Genomic DNA, 15,544 nt, shown 5'->3' with positions numbered 1-15,544 from the left:
GCCGAAGCAGGTGAACGCGGCTTCGCCGACCGTGACGAGTCCGGTGACCCGGAGCCCGTTGCCGACCGCGTTCCACCGCTGCGGATAATCGCGCTCGCGGGGACGGGGGAACCGTCACGGCGCTCGTTGCGTCGATCGCACGGACGGCGTCACGGAGAACGCGGGGGACATGGCAGACGAGATGTTCGGGCCCTACCGGATCGGGCCGCTGATCGGGCGCGGCGGGATGGGCGAGGTGCACCGCGCGCACGACACCGCGCACGACCGGACGGTGGCGCTCAAGCGGCTCTCACCCGCCTTCCACGACGACGCCGCGTTCCGGGCCAGGTTCCGACGGGAGGCGCAGATCGTGGCGCGGCTGCGCGAGCCGCACGTCATCCCGATCCACGCCTACGGCGAGATCGACGGCCGGCTCTACCTCGACATGCGCCTCGTGGAGGGCGCGGACCTGACCGACCTGATCGCCGGCGGACCGCTCGCGCCCGAGCGCGCGGTGCGGATCGTGGAGCAGGTGGCCGGCGCACTGGACGCGGCCCACGCCGACGGGCTCGTGCACCGGGACGTGAAGCCGTCCAACATCCTCGTCACGCCCGGCGACTTCGTGTACCTCGTGGACTTCGGCATCGCCCGCGCCACGACTGCGAACGACACGCAGATCACGGCGTCCGGTGACGTCATCGGCACGGTCGACTACATGGCGCCCGAGCGGTTCGAGAACGTGGCGGTCGACGCGCGGTCCGACATCTACGCGCTGGCGTGCGTGCTGTTCGCGTGCCTGAGCGGACGCCGGCCGTTCGACGTGGACGGCACCGCGGCCCAGATCTGGGCCCACGTGCAGGAACCGCCGCCGAAGGCCCACGCCACGAACCCGGCCGTGCCGCCCGCCCTGGACAACGTGATCGCCAGGGGCATGGCCAAGGACCCGGCCGACCGGCACGAAACCGCCGGCGCACTGGCCACCGCCGCCCGCGCCGCACTCGCCCCCGCACCGCACATCGCTCCCGCAGCCCCTGCCCGGACCGAGCCCGTCCCACCGCCCCGCAGCACCACCCCCGCACCCGGCTCAGCGCCCGGCACCACCCCCGCATCCGGCACCGGCACCACCGCCGCACCCGGCCCAGCGCTCAGCAGCGGTGGCTCGGCCGGCACCGGTGGCGGGTCCGGCACCGGCCCGGCGCACGGCACCGGTCGCGGTGGCACACCCCAAGTCCCGTGGTCGCACGGTCCGGTGCCGTCCGCGTCGGTCCCGCCCCGGCACGCGGACCAGTCGCGGGCCCGGAGCGTCGTGCTCGGCGTGGTGGCGGCCTCGGTGGTCGTGCTGGTGACCGTGGCCGCTGTCGTCTACTCGATGCTCAGCGGCACGGCCAAGACCGTCATCGGCGGGTCCGGCGCGGCCACCGGCTCCCAGACCACCGGCTCGCAAACCGCCGGTTCGCAGACCTCCGGCTCCGGGACCACCGAGCCGTCGAAGAGCACCACGTCGTCCAGGACCAAGACCTCGACCACCACGACGGGAGCCACCACGGCGTCTGCGCCGAACCCCGAGGAGCAGAAACTCCTCGGCGCCCTGCCCGGCGTCTACCGCGGCAACACGTCCTGCGTCACCGAACCCGCCGACGGCGACGGCGTCGCCGCGAAGGTCGTGTGCACCCAAGCCAACGAGCGCCACGACCGGTTCCCCCCACCGACCCGCGCCGAGTTCCGCCTCTTCACCACCCGAGCCGCCCAGGACGCGCACTTCCAGGGCATCGTCACCACCCGCGGCATCCCGCGTGACGACTCGCAGGGCGGCTGCCGTCCGACCACCCACCCCCTGCACTACTCCACGTACTGGCGCGACACGTCCGGCCCGCTCGACGGCGAGTTCACCACCTGCTACCTGGACGCCGACATCGGCAGTCTGGTGTGGACGGACGTGGACACCCTCACCACCGGCGTGCTGACCACCGCTCCCGGCGCGACCAAGGACACGCTGGAACGGCTGGACCTGTGGTGGAACAACCTGATCCTCAGCCGGATGTAGCCGAAAGGCACGACGAACGTTTTCGAAAGCTTTCGAGAATCGTTGACAACGCCTCGGAGTCGGACGAACACTGTCCGCATCGACAAGCCTCGACCCGCTGTCGAATTCGGCCGAAAGGCCTGCCAGGTGTATCCCGCCGCCTGACCCCTGCCGGCCTCAACGAGGAGGAAGCATGCACATGGACGACGACGCCCAAGCCCGACCCGCGCACCCGCTCAGCCGGAGATTGTTCCTCGGTGGCGCCGGTAGCCTGGCTCTGGCCACGTCCGCGTTGCTGCTGCCCGGCACCGCCCACGCGCAGACCGTCACCAACAACCAGACAGGCACCCACAACGGTTACTACTACTCGTTCTGGACCGACGCCAACGGCACCGTCTCGATGACCATGGGATCGGGCGGCCAGTACAGCACCTCCTGGCGCAACACCGGCAACTTCGTGTGCGGCAAGGGGTGGAGCACCGGCAGCCGCCGGACGGTCCGGTACTCGGGCAGCTTCAACCCGTCCGGCAACGGCTACCTGTGCCTCTACGGCTGGACGTCCAACCCGCTCGTGGAGTACTACATCGTCGACAACTGGGGCACCTACCGGCCGACGGGCACGCGCAAGGGCTCGGTCAGCAGCGACGGCGGCACGTACGACATCTACCAGACGATGCGGTACAACGCGCCTTCGGTGGAAGGCACCAAGACGTTCCCGCAGTTCTGGAGCGTCCGCACGTCGAAGAAGACGGGCGGGACCATCACCACCGGCAACCACTTCGACGCGTGGGCCCGCGCGGGGATGAACCTCGGCGGATTCCGGTACTACATGATCATGGCGACCGAGGGTTACCAGAGCAGTGGCAACTCCAACATCACCGTGAGCTGAACCCCCCAGTCCAACCCGCCAACGTGGCGCGGCGGCCATCGGGTCGCCGCGCCACCGCGCGCCGCCTCACCGCGGGAGTCAGCGGACGAAGAAGCCGCGAACCCGTTCCAGGCCCTCGATCAGCGCGTCCACCTCGGCGAACGTCGTGTAGAGGTAGGACGACGCACGGGTGGTCGCCGGCACGCCGAACCACTGGTGGGCCGGCGCGGCGCAGTGGTGGCCAGCCCGGACCGCGATGCCCAGCGAGTCCAGCACCTGGCTGACGTCGTGCGGGTGCACGTCCTGGAACGTGAAGCTGATCGCGCCGCCCCGGTCCTCGACCGTCGTCGGGCCCAGGATCCGCAGCCCCGGCACCCCGGCCAGGCCGCGCAGCGCGTAGTCGGTCACGGCGCGCTCGTGCTCGGCGACGTTGTCCATGCCGATCGACGTCAGGTAGTCCACCGCCGCGCCGAGGCCGACGGCTTGGGCGATCGGCGGCGTGCCGGCCTCGAACCGGTGCGGGGGCTGGGCGTACGTGCTGCGTTCCAGCCGGACCGACTCGATCATCTCGCCGCCGCCGAGGAACGGCGGCAGCTCCGCGAGCACGTCACGCCGTCCCCACAGCACGCCGATGCCGGTGGGCCCGCCCATCTTGTGCCCGGTGAACGCGACGGCGTCGGCGCCCGTCGCGGCCACGTCGTACGGCATGTGCGGCACGGCCTGCGACGCGTCCAGCACGACCAGCGCGCCGACCTGGTGCGCCCGTTCGGCGATCCGCGCCACGGGGTTCACCGTGCCCAGCATGTTCGACACGTGCGCCAGCGCGACGACCTTGGTCCGCTCGTTGATCAGGTCGTCCATTGTGGACAGATCGAGCCTGCCGTCGTCGGTGAGGCCGAACCAGCGCAGCCGGGCGCCGGTCCGCTCCGCCAGCAGCTGCCACGGCACGATGTTCGAGTGGTGCTCCATCGCCGTGATGACGATCTCGTCACCGGGGCCGACCTGGTACGGGGACTTCCAGGTGAGCACGTTGGCCATCAGGTTGAGCGCTTCGGACGCGTTCTTGGTGAACACGATCTCGTCCGGGTCGGCTCGCACGAACTCCGCGACCTTCGTCCGCCCCAGCTCGTACGCGGCGGTCGCCTCCTCGCCCAGCTGGTGCACCGTGCGCGCGACGTTCGCGTTGTGGCACCGGTAGTGCTCCGCGACGGCGTCGATGACCTGCCAGGGCTTCTGCGAGGTGTTCGCGCTGTCGAGGTAGACGAGGGGCTGGTCGTCGGCCAGCCGGCGACGGAGGATCGGGAAGTCCTCGCGGATCGACTCGACGTTCACGATGCGTGGTCCCTTGGGTCGGCGGATCCGAAGTCTTCCCCCAGCCTACTGGGCCTTCCCCGGCAAGCCCCCGCTTTCCGCGGTGTGCGCCGGGCCTGCCCGGCAGGGCGGCGAACCTGTCCACATCGGACTCGACACCGGCACACGTACTCGCGCGGACTGTGCGCAAGGCTTCGAAACTTCCGCGAAAGTATTCGCTCGCATTCGCGGGGATCCGCTCTTCCGCCCCTGACCTTCACGGGGCGCGAGGTGAATCGTTGCAGTTCAGCGGTTCGATTGTGTTTCGCAGAAATGTCGATAGTGTCGGACCGTGAGTCGATCGAGATGGGCAGGCGTCACCGCCGCCGGTGGGATGTCACCGCCCACGGCAGCCAGGGTCCTGGAGCGCAAGTGCCACGTGCGCCGGCCGCCGAAGAGCCGGACGCCGGAACTGCCGACCGGGCGCCGCACCGCGCCGCTGGTGGAGCTCGTCTTCCCCGCCTTGAACACCGCGTGGGCCATGGAAGTGATGTGCGGCGTCGTCGCCTCCGGGGTGGACGTCGTGATGTCGGCGGCGACCACTCGCGGCGCGTCGTGGGCCGTCGACGTCGTCAACGCCCGTCGCGCCGGCGTGCTGCTGGTGACGTGCCCGATCAGCGCCGCCGAGCGGACCGTGCTCGCCCGCGCCGGGATGCCGCTCGTGCACATCGACCCGGTCGACGCGACCACGCCCGACCTGGTGAGCGTCGCCGCCACGAACCGGGCGGGCGGCGTGACGGCCACGACGCACCTCTTGTCACTCGGCCACCGCCGGATCGGGTTCGTCGGCGGTCCGCGTGACGTGCTGTGCAGCCGTGCCCGTTTGGACGGCTACCGCGTCGCCCTCGACCGCGCCGGTGTCGCGTTCGACCCCGCGCTGGTGCGCCACGCGGACTTCACCCGTGAGGGCGGCTGCCGGGAGGCGCACGAGCTGCTGCGCCTGGCCGATCGACCGACGGCGGTCTTCGCGGCCAACGACGAGCAGGCGCTCGGCGTGATCGAGGCGGCCCGGTTCGGGGGTCTGTCGGTGCCGGACGACCTGAGCGTCATCGGCTTCGACGACCTGCCGACGGCCTGGCGGTCCTCACCCGCGCTCAGCACCGTCCGCCAGCCGCTCGCGGAGATGGGCAGGCTGGCGGGCTGGATGCTGGCCGACCTGATCGCCGGTCGCCCGCCCGAAGCCGACCGCGTCGAGTTGGCCACCGAGCTGGTCGTCCGGTCCTCCACCATGCAGCCGTCCAGGTGAAGGGCCAGTAAGAAAGCTCGTCCACAAAGGACTGAATCGTGATCCGGGAGACGACGTGCCGCCGCCGGCGGAGTTGCCCTATCGTGAACGGCCGGAGGTGACGCCCGGTGGGTGATGACCGGTTGCTCAGGACGTTCGTCGAACTGGCCGACACCCTGGTCGCCGATTTCGACGTGATCGACTTCCTGCACCTGCTGGTGGACCGCTGCGTCGAACTGCTCGACATCGACGCAGCCGGGTTGCTGCTGGCCGACCGGCACGGCAACCTCCGGCTGCTCGCCACCTCCGACGAGCGGGTCCGGCTGCTGGAGCTGTTCCAGGTGCAGTCCGACGAAGGCCCGTGCCTGGAAGCGTTCGCCACCGGCGTCCGGGTCAGCCACCCGGACCTGGCGACCGCGGGGGAGCGGTGGCCCCGGTTCGCCGCCGCCGCCTCGGAGAGCGGGTTCGCCGCCGTGGACGCCCTGCCGATGCGCCTGCGCGGTGACGTCATCGGCGCGCTCAACCTGTTCCGCACCAGCCCCGGGGACCTGGACGACACCGCGTCCCGCACCGCTCGCGCGTTGGTCGACGTGGCCACCATCGGGCTGCTCCAGCAGCGCGGCATCCGGCACCAGGAGGTGCTGACCGAGCAGCTGCAGAGCGCGCTGAACAGCCGAGTGGTCATCAAGCAGGCGAAAGGGCTCATCGCCCAACGCCTCGGCGTCGACATGGACACGGCGTTCGCCGCCCTGCGCCACTACGCGCGCGGTCACAACGTGAAGCTGAGCGACGTGGCCACGGCGGTCTCCGATCACCGTGACGATCACGAGTTGTTCCGCACCGCGTCACCGGGCACCGGGTGACCGAGGAGAGCGGGGCCGCGTGAGAGCCCCGCTCCAGTGCGGTGTCGGCGGCGGTTCAGCCCGGTGTGCGGGACCGGGGGTCCGGCCCCGCACACGTCCGCCACGCGCCCGACGCCAGGCGTGGCTCGTCCGTCGTCGGGTCGATCAGCCGGTGACGTAGAGCGCCCGGTCGAAGGTGCCCGACCCGGCTGCCTGCTCGCCGAGCAGCCGGTAGACCGCGGTGAGCGTGGCGGTGCCGGGGCACGGCGAGCTGCCGCTGGTCAACCGGAGGCTCGCGCCGGAGAGCGACGCCTGGGCGTCCGCGACCGAGGCGACCGGGCGGTTGGCGTTGTCCTTGTTGTAGACCTCGCCTGTGATGCTGTTGCCGGCGCCCGCGCCGACGAAGTAGCAGGTGATCCTGATGCCCAGCCAGTTGGAGGAGTCGACTCGCGCGGTGACGTCGTTCAGCGTGATCGTGCCGTCACGGCCGCCCGCCACCGGGGCGTAGGCGACGTTGCCGCCGCTCCACGGCAGGTTGGTCGGCGTGATGGTGGTCCGGCCGCCCTGGTCGTTCGGGCACGAGCCGTTGGTCGAGCCGCTGTCGCTGAACGACAGGGCGGACACGGTCAACGCGATCCCGTCGGACCGCACCGACGCGGTCAGCGTCGACCGGTTGCAGGTGGCATTGCCCCCGAGCTGGCGAACCTCACGGCGGACGAGATCAGCGTCCCCCTGACATTGCCCGAATAGGCCGCACCGGTCGCGGAATCAGCGCGAATGGTGGTCCCGGCGGCGGCGCCGGCGGCCGGAGCGATCAGGGCGACCGCGGCGAGCAGGGAAAGCCCGGTCAGCCCGAAGGTGGCAATCTTCTTCATCGAAGTGCTCCTTTCGTCATCCCCGTGGGGTGCAGGGCCCTTATAGAAACAGCACTGTTTCTAGGGTGTCAAGAAGCCTCCACACCGATTACTTTCGGCTCGGGAAAGGGAATCTCCATGCCGCCATTCGATTTCCGAACTCCGCCGAAACGGTGGTGGGGGTAGCCGTGGGTAGGCGCTTTCCGCTCGATGTCCGGAAGCGCTAGGAGACCGACCTCGGCAGGGTCTTGGCCCGCTCCTCGGCGGCCCGCCTGTGCCCGAGGAACGGCACCAGCACGTTGTAGAGCAGGTCGGGCAGCAGGTCGGGCAGGCGGTCGGCCTCGCCGCGCGACACCCGGTTGTAGATCACCTGGAGCACCGCGCCGACGATCGTCTCGGCCGTCAGCTCCGGCCCGATCGGGGTCTCGGGGAGGGCCTGCGAGGCCTGCACGATCCGGTCGGTCAGCGCGCTGAGCACTTCACGGCGCCGTTGCAGCGCCTCCGGGCCGGCGGACAGCACCTCGACGATCACCATCCCGGCCACGGCGGGGTCTTCGGCCAGCACCCGCAGGCAGCACTCCAGACCCGCGCGGGCGGCTTCCACGAAGTCGTCGTGGCCGCTGTAGGCGCGGACGACCTCGGACGTGATGCGCCCGACCGCGTTGTCGAACGCCGCCAGGAACGCGTCTTCCTTGCTGGAGTGGTGCTCGTAGAACGTGCGCCGCGAGACGCCGGCCAACTTGATGATCGAGTCCACCGAGGTGTTGGCGTAGCCGTTCTCGCTGACCGCTCCGGCCAGCGCCGTCAGGATGCGCTCACGCTGGTTGCCCGCCACGAAGTCACTGCTGAGGCCGTGCCTCCCGGGCGGCAACTGGTGCGGTTTCCGTGACTTGCTACCCACGTTCCTCGTTGACCGGTCGTGATCGGCTCGGGCTGGACCGCCTGATGCTAGTGGACCCTCTACCTGGTGCGTGCGCGATGCGGGAAGTGGTACATGACGACACCGTTGCCGTGTTCGTCCGAGCGGTGGACGACCTCCACCGCCGGTTCGACCGGGTGGGCCGTGGCAGGTGCGACGAGCGCTTCACCGCCATCGTCGCGTCGGTCGTGGACTGGCTGGCCGCCCACCCGGACCAGGCCCGGCTGTACTGGTGCGACTGGGGGACCGCCGACCCGCGCCTGCGCGGAGTGGTCCTGCGAGCCAGGGGCAGGCTGACCGAGTTCGCCCTGGGGCACCTGGAACCCGGGCCCCGGACCGCGAGGCGGGAGGTCACCCTGGAATACCTGGTCGGCCTCATCCGCCAGGTGGTCGACGAGGAACTGCGGAAACCCTCCGTGGACCTGGACCACCTGGCCGAGCGCCTCACCCGTCTGGCGCCTCTGCTACCCATGCACGATGACTGACGCCGCCGAGGTCCGCGCCCGACTCCGCCACGTCCGCTGGATCGGCGGTGGCAGCGGCGCGGGGAAGTCGACCGTCGCCCGGCGGCTGGCGGATCGGCACGGGCTCCGCGTCTACTCGACGGACGACGTGATGTCGGACCACGCCGGTCGCTGCACGGCTGAAGACGCGCCGTTCCTGCGTGGGTTCGCGGCCATGGACATGGACGAGCGGTGGGTGCGGCGCTCGCCGGAAGCCATGCTCGGGACGTTCCACTGGTTCCAGGGCGAGGGCTTCCACCTCATCGTGGAAGACCTCCTCCGACTCCCCGCGGAACCCGGCGTGATCGTGGAGGGCTTCCGGCTCCTGCCGCACCTCGTCGCGCCCCACCTCACCGGCCCCGGCCAAGCCGTGTGGCTGCTCCCGACCCCCGACTTCCGCCGGGCCGCGTTCGACAGCCGCGGCACGTTGTGGGACATACCCCGGCGGACCGGCGACCCGGAGCGCGCGCTGCGCAACCTGCTCGATCGCGATCGGATGTTCACCGAACGCCTGCGCCGGGAAGCGGAGCAGTGGGCCCTGCCCGTGATCGAGGTCGGGGCCTGGGTGACGGAGGACGACCTGGTTGAGCGGGTGGAGCGGACGTTGCGCGCTTGAGTTCGGACGACGGCGAAGCCGGCCGGCGGCGCGCCGACCCCGTCCAACCGGCAGTGCCCCCGGCGCCGGTGCCCAGACCACCGTCGAGGCTGTCCTGGCTGCCGTCGTTGGAAGCCCCGACGAGGGTGTCGTCGCCGGCGCTGCCGGCGATCGTGTCGATGCCCAGGCCGCCGGTGCGGGTGTCGTTCATTGGACCCGAACACCGCGGTGTCCGTCTGCGTCACGCTGGGGCCGATGGTGCACGGGGGTGCGTGACCGGATCACGCGGAGCCTGCCGGGGTGATGCCACCCGACCCTGTCCGCAGGCATCGACCCATACTGGCCGCGTGACGGAGACCAGGTGGGATGGCGACGAGTACCAGCGCCGGTTCGACGAGTTGGCCGCGACCGGCGCCGATGTCCACGGCGAGGCGAACTTCGTCCGCGCGTACGGGCCGGCGAGCGTGCTGGACGCCGGCTGCGGCACCGGGCGGGTGGCGGTCGAGTTGGCCAGGCACGGGATCGAGGTGGTCGGGGCGGACGTGGACGCGTCCATGCTGGCGACGGCCCGCCGGCTGGAGCCGACGATCACCTGGGTGGAGTCCGACCTCGCCCGGCTCGACCTCGGCCGGGTGTTCGACGTCGTGGTCATGGCGGGCAACGTCCCCCTGTTCACCCCGCCCGGCACGGAGCGGGCGCTGGTCGCCGGCGTGGCGCGGCACGTCGGCCGGCTGCTGATCGCCGGGTTCAGCCTCGACCGCGGGTACACCGTCGCCGATTACGACGCGCACGCCGCCGCGGCCGGGCTGCGGCTGGTCGAGCGGTTCGCCACCTGGGACCGCGAACCGTTCACCGGCGGCGACTACGCGGTGTCAGTCCACAGTGCTTCGAGCTGAAACGGGCGCACGGCGCAACGATCCCCAGGCTGGTTCGTCGGGTCCGGTGCGTGGCCGAGCACGCCGGACGAACCGGTGCCCGGCGGCGTCGTGCTACCGGGGGCGGCGGATCTTGATCAGGTCCATGTCCGTGGCGGAGGCGCGCATGTCGCGGAAGTCCGCGCCGAGATCCTCGATCGCGCGGGCCGCCAGCGCACGCGCGCGATCGCACACGGCGCGGTCGGTCGTCTCCACCTCCGCGCGCAGCTGCACGCGAAAGCTGAAGAAGTCCAACGACCTGTCGTAGGACAGTGCCCCCTGCTCCGAGAAGCCGTTGGTGAGCAACCCGTGCCGCTCGACCTCGGCCAGCAGCCGATCGCGTCCGGCGTCGTCGAGGTCGGTGAACCGACCGCGCACCGTGACCCGGTAGGTGTGCTCCACCACGTGAAAATCCCTCGCTCGTCCGACCGTTGTCGCATCGTGGGGGAACAGCGGAGCGACCGCAATCGACTTATCGGAGCCTGCGGGTCGTCAAGTCGGCGCGAGGATGCGGACGTGGGCCGACATCGCAGCTGGTGGGCTCGTCGACCGCGCAGGCGGGGACTTCCGGGCTCGAAGCCTCCCGGCTCCTGCGGAGACTCCCGCCGAACACGCACGCGCGGCGTCGATCAGCTTCGTGGCGAGGCGGCCCCGTGCCTTGCCTCTCACCTGCGCGGATGTACTAGAGGCGGGTACGACCTTGGTGGGCCGCACGCCAGGCCCTATCGTAGGGGTGTGGAGACAGCCGAGCGCCAAGCGGGCGTTCTGCCGGACCTGGTCGGTTTGCGACCAGGTTCACACGTGTGCTGCGTCGTGGACGCCGCGACCCCGTTCGAGGCCTGGACCGTCGACTGCCTCGACGAAGGCCTGCGGCAGGGGCAGAAGCTGTTCCGCTTCGGCCCGGAGGACGCATTGCGCGGGCTGTCCGCCGACCGACCGGTCGTGGTCGCCGATCCGCGGACGAGCTTCCTCGGTGGTGAGGCGCTGGACCCGGAGGTCATGTACGCGATGTTCCGCGAGCAGAGCGCGCTCGCCCGGCGGGAGGGGTACAGCGGCCTCCGGCTGGTCGCCGACATGGACTGGCTGCCGGCCGAGACGCGCACCGCGGACATCGCCTCTTTCGAACTGGTGCTCGACGAGGTGGTTCGAGAGCTGGACGCGACCGTGGTGTGCGCGTACCGGACCGGGAACTTCGACGCCGAGACGGTCGCCGAGGTCGTCGCGGTGCATCCGGTCGCCGCAGGCCGGGTCGCCGTAGCGCCGGGGTTCCGGATGTGGAATGTCGCGCCGGGCGAGTGGCAGCTCGCCGGGGAGATCGACATCGACAACGCGGGACCGTTCCGGCGGGCTCTGGAGACCGCCGCACGGGGCGTCACCGAGCTGCGGTTGCGCACCGGAGGGTTGGACTTCGTCGCGTTGGCGGGCGTCTCGGCCCTGGCGTCGGTCGCGGCCGCGCGGCCGAACCTGAGCCTCGTGGTCGACAACGCCTGTGACTCGTTGGTCCGTTGCTGGGACGTGTGCGAGTTCGGGCGACGAGCCCCCGCCGTGGTGGTGCGGCCCGCGGGCGGACCGGAGCCGACGGGAGGCGGTCGGTGAGCGCCCCGGTCGCGGCTCCGGGGTTCGCCCACGCAGCCCTGCTCTACGGGAACGAGGACGAATTCCTCGCCGGGACGGTGCCGTTCATCCGCGAGGGTCTGGCGCGGGACGAGTCGATCCTCGTGGTGGTCGACGAGGGGAAGATCGACCTCCTGCGCGCGGCGCTCGGGCCTCGGGCCGACCGCGTGGACTTCGCGGACATGGCGGTCGTGGGCCGCAATCCCGCGCGCATCATCCCCCGGTGGCAGCGGTTCCTCGACGACTGCCGGTCCGCTGGACGGTCCGCCCGCGGGATCGGCGAGCCGCTGTGGCCGGGGCGGGGCCCGGCCGAGGTGGTGGAGTGCCAGACCCATGAGGCGCTGCTGAACGTCGCTTTCGCCGACGGTCCGCCGTGGCCGTTGCTGTGCCCGTACGACGTGGCCGGCTTGGACGCCCGCGTGGTGGCCGAAGCACGTCGCAGCCACCCGACCGTGATCACCGACGGGGTACGCGAGGACAGCGCCGACTACCGGGACGGCGCCGCACCGCTCGACCACCCACTGCCGCCACCGCCACCCGCGGCGGCGGTGGTCCGATTCGGTCCCGACCCGGGGTCGCTGTCCTCCACCAGGTCCTTCGTCCGACGCCACGCTGTGGAGCTCGGCGGGGACGGTGGAACGGTGGACCGGCTGGTCCTGGCCGTGAACGAGCTGGTCACCAACAGCACCGTGCACGGCGCCGGCGGCGGTGTCCTGAGGCTGTGGCGGGACGGCGACACGCTGCTGTGCGAGGTGCGGGACGGAGGGCGGTTCGTCGCGCACCCGCTGATCGGGCGCCGCCTGCCCGCGCCCGACGTGCCCGGCGGACGAGGGCTGTGGTTGGTGAACCAGCTCTGCGACCTGCTGGAGTTGCGAGTCGCGTCCAGCGGTACGACCTTGCGCGTGCACCACCGGTTGACGTGATCCGCAGCGGCGGACGGCGACGAACGGCGGCGGCGGTCCGATCGCGCATGCCCGATGAGGTTCGAAGTCCACCACGTCTGCCGGCCCTCGGGAACCGGGCAGAGTCGTCCCGTGAGCTACGTTGCTCGGTTCGTCGTGCGGCCGGTTGACCCTTCATCGCCTTCGTGCCCCCTGCCGCGGGCGCGGTCGACCAGCGTGTCCTGGTAGTGACGGGCCCACCGCACCACCAGGGGCGCGACCGGCGCCAGGACGAGGTCGAGGGCGTTGCTCAGCGGCGGAGCGCCGGCCAACCGCACGGGGCCGAGCCAGCGAGGCACGGTGACCGTGCGGTGTCGGTGCCCGGTGAGGCACCGGTACACCTCATCGGCGACGCGCTCCGGCCGGGTGCCGAACGAGCGCCCTCGTCGGCCCTCGTCGTCGCTCGGGCGCAGGCCGGCTGCGCGGAGGAGCCATTCCGTGCGCACCGGACCCGGGTTGACGCTGTGGATGTGGAGACCGGGCGATTCTCGCCGCAGCGCGTGGACGAGTCCGTCGACCGCTGCCTTGGAGGCCGAGTACAGCGACAGGGGTGGAACCGGCACCCATCCGGCGACGGAGGCGATCATCACCACGTCGCCGCGCCGTTCCACGAGGTGTGGCAGAGCCTGCCGGGTCAGGTCCGCGACCGCGATCACGTTCAGCGTCAACACGTCGCGGGTGGAGTTCGCGTCCAGGTCGGTGAGCCGTCCCACTCGGCCCGTGCCGGCGTTGTTGACGAGCGCGTCGAGGCGACCGTGGCGCTCGATGACGTGGTCGATCAACTGGCGGCGTTGCCGGTCGTCGGTGAGGTCGCAAGCGACCGCGTCGACCTCCCAGGGAAGGTGCCGGGCAGCTGTCCGCAACCGCGCTTCGTCACGGGCGCACGTCACGACGGTCGCGCCGGAGGCTGCGAGGCGCGCGGCGATCGACCGCCCGATGCCGGCGGAACCGCCCGTCACCAGCACGACCCGGCCTTCCACTGGCCGTTTGGGGAACATGGGATCGGCATACCCGCTCGATCCCGTCTGACACCGGGATGCCTGGTCCGGGTCGGGCACCTACGCGCCGTCCCGGGAATCGCCGTGGGTGCGGACAGCGAGGTGCCCGGCTGGGGGTCACTGCGGCGGGTCACTGTGTGACGTCGACGTCCACCCAGTAGTGGTTGCCGGTGTAGTGCTCGGTCGGAAAACCGGCGCCGACGCGGTACCGGCCGTTGGCGTACCGAGATCGGAGCGACTGGTTCGGCGCGCCAGGTCCCAGGCCGCGGACGCCTCCGGCTCGCGCCGTCCGGGGGTCTGGCCGTCGTCGGAGACGTGGCTCGTGCCGTAGGGGTTGCCGCAGTGCCGGCCGAGGGACGTCCTGCGGTTGCCTGACGTGGGTGGCCCAGCCCTGGTCGCCCGGTGATGGCTCCTTGCGCGCCAGTTCGCGCACCTTGCGCAGCCGGACCTCGCCCTCGGTGGATTCGGCCGCTTCGGCTGCGGCTCGGGCCATCGCGTACGGGGTCAGACGCGGCCGAGCAGGTAGCGGGCAGCGTCGAGGTCGCGGTGGCCGGTCAGGAACTCCTGGAGAGCCGCTTCGAATTCGTCGCTGTGGAGAGTGCCATCACCGTTGCGGTCCAGGTCGCGCAGGGCGGCGACGATCTGGTGGCGGCGTGGGCTGTGGTCGAGCAGGCGGCTGTACTCGGCGAGTCCGACCTCGCCGTTGGCGTCCCGGTCGATCAGGTGGCGGATCGTGGAGGCGACGGCGCCGTAGCCGTGTTCCGGGTCCGGCGGGCCGGGGTAGCGGTTCTCGGCGAGCGCCGCGCGGTAGGCGGCGAGGGTGAGGGCACCGTCCTCGGGGGTGCCGGTGGCGGTGCGCAGTTGGGTCCACCAGGACTCGAAGGCGTCGTGGACGGCGTTCTCCGCCTCCTCGCCGAGGTCGAGATGGGTGCTGATCTCGCGCGCCATGGCCAGCAGGTCGCTCCACCGCAGCACGCCGTCGCCGGTCTGGTCGAGCACGGTGGTGAAGAACGACTCGGGGGTGGGCGTGACGCGGGGGGTCGCGGGAACCGCGGCAGCCCGGATCGAGACCGAGGCCAACGGCATGTAGCGCGATTGCCGCGGCAGCAGGTTCGTGGCCACCCGTGCCGCGTGGTGCAGGCCGGTCACGAGCAGGTCCGCGCCGGGGACCACGGTGAGGCGCAGGCGTTCGCGGTAGACCTCGGGGAGCGTGGCGGTGGTGGCCTGCACGGCGGCGGAGACCACGACGTACCGCAGGGGCGCCCAGACCAGGGCTGGGATCGGCAGCCCCGGCGGTGGCGGGATCCGGTGGATGCTGCCCGACAGCAGGTCGCGAACCGTCGAGTTGTCCTCCAGCACGTCGGCGACCGTGCTGTCGAAGTAGTCGCGGAAATCAGCCGTGGTGGCGGGCATGTCGTCGTCGGCCAAGCCGAAGGCATGACCGAGACGCCGCCACTCCTCGTAGAAGCGTTCGGTCTCCTCGGGTGACAAGGGGTCTCCACCCAGCCGTTGCATGGTCAGCACGGCGTCGAACAGGGTCAGGTGGACCCACGCCCGCGCCTGCACGTCCGCGGCGGTGAACACGCGGCCGTGGTCGTCGATGCCCTGCATCCGGCGGTGCAGGCGTTCCAAGCGCTCCAACTCGCGGCGTCGTTCGGAGGCGCTGCCGTAAACGTAGGTCTGCAGGCTCGCGAGCGTGCGGAACAACCGCCGCCAGGGCCGGGCGTTGTAGACGGAGAAGCGACTCACGGCCGCACCGACCGCCGGATGGGCGGCTTGCAGCACCAGTGACCGGTGCATCACCAACAGCAGCCGCCACTGCCCCAGGCGGTCCCAGGTGACGGAGCCGGGTCCCAGCACCACTTCGGCCGTCATGCGCCACCTCCGTACGGGTCAGATTCGGCGTGCGAGCCGGCCAG

The 15,544-nt window shown here is 71.3% G+C and carries 17 protein-coding genes; 9 read left to right on the top strand and 8 right to left on the bottom strand.

From position 1 onward, the window contains the following. Positions 1-169 precede the first annotated feature (169 nt). Complete coding sequence (locus ACRAKI_RS23465) at positions 170-2,023, top strand: serine/threonine-protein kinase (RefSeq protein WP_447002661.1); 1,854 nt, start codon at positions 170-172, stop codon at positions 2,021-2,023. Between the two features lie 172 nt (positions 2,024-2,195). Further along, positions 2,196-2,891 (top strand): glycoside hydrolase family 11 protein, encoded by a 696-nt coding sequence (locus tag ACRAKI_RS23460; protein WP_447002660.1) that lies wholly within the window; start codon positions 2,196-2,198, stop codon positions 2,889-2,891. Positions 2,892-2,969: 78 nt separating this feature from the next. Here ACRAKI_RS23460 and ACRAKI_RS23455 read toward each other — a convergent pair whose 3' ends face one another. Further along, entirely contained in the window at positions 2,970-4,202 is a 1,233-nt protein-coding gene (locus ACRAKI_RS23455) for a cysteine desulfurase (protein WP_447002659.1), read from the bottom strand. 310 nt (positions 4,203-4,512) lie between these two features. Between ACRAKI_RS23455 and ACRAKI_RS23450 the strand changes: the two genes are divergently transcribed. Continuing rightward, the gene (locus tag ACRAKI_RS23450; RefSeq protein WP_447002658.1) at positions 4,513-5,466 is read left to right on the top strand and encodes a substrate-binding domain-containing protein; all 954 of its coding nucleotides are present in this window, start codon (positions 4,513-4,515) and stop codon (positions 5,464-5,466) included. Positions 5,467-5,573: 107 nt separating this feature from the next. Beyond that, positions 5,574-6,308 (top strand): GAF and ANTAR domain-containing protein, encoded by a 735-nt coding sequence (locus ACRAKI_RS23445; RefSeq protein WP_447002657.1) that lies wholly within the window; start codon positions 5,574-5,576, stop codon positions 6,306-6,308. Between the two features lie 144 nt (positions 6,309-6,452). Here the strand turns inward: ACRAKI_RS23445 and ACRAKI_RS23440 are convergent, their stop codons facing one another. From ACRAKI_RS23440 to ACRAKI_RS23430, 3 genes are all read right to left on the bottom strand, one after another. Continuing rightward, a complete protein-coding gene (locus tag ACRAKI_RS23440; RefSeq protein WP_447002656.1) occupies positions 6,453-6,938 on the bottom strand; it encodes a hypothetical protein in 486 nt (161 codons plus the stop codon). 8 nt (positions 6,939-6,946) lie between these two features. After that, complete coding sequence (locus ACRAKI_RS23435; RefSeq protein WP_447002655.1) at positions 6,947-7,162, bottom strand: hypothetical protein; 216 nt, start codon at positions 7,160-7,162, stop codon at positions 6,947-6,949. Positions 7,163-7,364: 202 nt separating this feature from the next. Then, positions 7,365-7,976, bottom strand: coding sequence for a TetR/AcrR family transcriptional regulator (locus ACRAKI_RS23430; protein WP_447002654.1), 612 nt, complete (start codon positions 7,974-7,976; stop codon positions 7,365-7,367). Positions 7,977-8,119: 143 nt separating this feature from the next. On the opposite strand from ACRAKI_RS23430, the gene ACRAKI_RS23425 reads away from it, so the two are divergent. From ACRAKI_RS23425 to ACRAKI_RS23415, 3 genes are all read left to right on the top strand, one after another. After that, entirely contained in the window at positions 8,120-8,545 is a 426-nt protein-coding gene (locus tag ACRAKI_RS23425) for a hypothetical protein (protein WP_447002653.1), read from the top strand. After that, positions 8,538-9,179, top strand: coding sequence for a hypothetical protein (locus tag ACRAKI_RS23420; RefSeq protein WP_447002652.1), 642 nt, complete (start codon positions 8,538-8,540; stop codon positions 9,177-9,179). The genes ACRAKI_RS23425 and ACRAKI_RS23420 overlap by 8 nt, the downstream gene beginning before the upstream one ends. A 326-nt stretch (positions 9,180-9,505) precedes the next feature. After that, positions 9,506-10,054, top strand: coding sequence for a class I SAM-dependent methyltransferase (locus tag ACRAKI_RS23415; RefSeq protein ID WP_447002651.1), 549 nt, complete (start codon positions 9,506-9,508; stop codon positions 10,052-10,054). Between the two features lie 93 nt (positions 10,055-10,147). On the opposite strand, the gene ACRAKI_RS23410 is transcribed toward ACRAKI_RS23415, so the two are convergent. Further along, positions 10,148-10,477 carry a DUF6204 family protein gene (locus ACRAKI_RS23410; protein WP_447002650.1) on the bottom strand — a complete coding sequence of 110 codons (330 nt, stop codon included), beginning with the start codon at positions 10,475-10,477 and terminating at the stop codon, positions 10,148-10,150. Positions 10,478-10,807: 330 nt separating this feature from the next. On the opposite strand from ACRAKI_RS23410, the gene ACRAKI_RS23405 reads away from it, so the two are divergent. Both ACRAKI_RS23405 and ACRAKI_RS23400 read left to right on the top strand, forming a co-directional pair. Then, positions 10,808-11,668: an MEDS domain-containing protein gene (locus ACRAKI_RS23405; RefSeq protein WP_447002649.1), complete on the top strand. Its 861-nt coding sequence runs from the start codon at positions 10,808-10,810 to the stop codon at positions 11,666-11,668. Next, positions 11,665-12,609: an anti-sigma factor RsbA family regulatory protein gene (locus ACRAKI_RS23400; protein WP_447002648.1), complete on the top strand. Its 945-nt coding sequence runs from the start codon at positions 11,665-11,667 to the stop codon at positions 12,607-12,609. Before ACRAKI_RS23405 ends, ACRAKI_RS23400 begins: the two co-directional genes overlap by 4 nt. A gap of 116 nt (positions 12,610-12,725) precedes the next feature. Here the strand turns inward: ACRAKI_RS23400 and ACRAKI_RS23395 are convergent, their stop codons facing one another. From ACRAKI_RS23395 to ACRAKI_RS23385, 3 genes are all read right to left on the bottom strand, one after another. Next, positions 12,726-13,625 carry an SDR family oxidoreductase gene (locus ACRAKI_RS23395; RefSeq protein ID WP_447002647.1) on the bottom strand — a complete coding sequence of 300 codons (900 nt, stop codon included), beginning with the start codon at positions 13,623-13,625 and terminating at the stop codon, positions 12,726-12,728. Positions 13,626-13,755: 130 nt separating this feature from the next. Next, complete coding sequence (locus tag ACRAKI_RS23390; protein ID WP_447002646.1) at positions 13,756-14,118, bottom strand: hypothetical protein; 363 nt, start codon at positions 14,116-14,118, stop codon at positions 13,756-13,758. 11 nt (positions 14,119-14,129) lie between these two features. Further along, positions 14,130-15,500, bottom strand: a complete 1,371-nt coding sequence (locus ACRAKI_RS23385) for an oxygenase MpaB family protein (protein ID WP_447002645.1) — start codon at positions 15,498-15,500, stop codon at positions 14,130-14,132. Positions 15,501-15,544 lie beyond the last annotated feature (44 nt).

Source organism: Saccharothrix isguenensis, assembly GCF_052936305.1.
Note: the sequence above shows the minus strand (reverse complement) of the source record. Positions and strands in the feature narration are given on the sequence as shown.

Excerpts from the sequence above, each read along its gene's own strand:
- ACRAKI_RS23435 (WP_447002655.1), bottom strand. The coding sequence starts at position 7,162 with ATGAAGAAGATTGCCACCTTCGGGCTGACCGGGCTTTCCCTGCTCGCC.
- ACRAKI_RS23390 (WP_447002646.1), bottom strand. The coding sequence starts at position 14,118 with ATGGCCCGAGCCGCAGCCGAAGCGGCCGAATCCACCGAGGGCGAGGTC.
- ACRAKI_RS23425 (WP_447002653.1), top strand. The coding sequence starts at position 8,120 with ATGCGGGAAGTGGTACATGACGACACCGTTGCCGTGTTCGTCCGAGCG.
- ACRAKI_RS23395 (WP_447002647.1), bottom strand. The coding sequence starts at position 13,625 with ATGTTCCCCAAACGGCCAGTGGAAGGCCGGGTCGTGCTGGTGACGGGC.
- ACRAKI_RS23420 (WP_447002652.1), top strand. The coding sequence starts at position 8,538 with ATGACTGACGCCGCCGAGGTCCGCGCCCGACTCCGCCACGTCCGCTGG.
- ACRAKI_RS23460 (WP_447002660.1), top strand. The coding sequence starts at position 2,196 with ATGCACATGGACGACGACGCCCAAGCCCGACCCGCGCACCCGCTCAGC.
- ACRAKI_RS23465 (WP_447002661.1), top strand. The coding sequence starts at position 170 with ATGGCAGACGAGATGTTCGGGCCCTACCGGATCGGGCCGCTGATCGGG.
- ACRAKI_RS23385 (WP_447002645.1), bottom strand. The coding sequence starts at position 15,500 with ATGACGGCCGAAGTGGTGCTGGGACCCGGCTCCGTCACCTGGGACCGC.